The 393-nt window shown below is 43.5% G+C and carries 2 rRNA genes; both read right to left on the reverse strand.

Annotated features, from left to right (window positions below):
• Nucleotides 1-3: 3 nt before the first annotated feature.
• Nucleotides 4-118, reverse strand: a 5S ribosomal RNA gene (rrf, locus tag ASU03_RS19560).
• Nucleotides 119-313: 195 nt separating this feature from the next.
• Nucleotides 314-393, reverse strand: a 23S ribosomal RNA gene (locus ASU03_RS19565); the annotation flags it as partial.

Genomic DNA, 393 nt, shown 5'->3' on the forward strand with positions numbered 1-393 from the left:
GAAGTTTAGCAATGTCCTACTCTCACATGGGAACTCCCACACTACCATCGGCGCAACTGCGTTTCACTTCTGAGTTCGGAATGGGATCAGGTGGGGCCACAGCGCTATGGTCGCTAAACAAAAAAGGGTCAATCTAGAAATTTGATATAAATGATGTTTACAAAAGCAATTCAAGTAACACGAGTACGTGATAACGTGCACGGATGCACTAATGTCGATAATGTTCACGGATGAACGCTTTTATCGACTGCCTTTCGGCAAGTATTTGTCAGTCTCATACACACTTTATAGTTCAAAACTACTTGGGTGTTGTATGGTTAAGCCTCACGGGCAATTAGTATCAGTTAGCTCAAGACCTCGCAGTCCTTACACACCTGACCTATCAACGTTGTA

The organism is Colwellia sp. TT2012 (assembly GCF_001440345.1).
Classification (GTDB): Bacteria; Pseudomonadota; Gammaproteobacteria; order Enterobacterales; family Alteromonadaceae; genus Colwellia.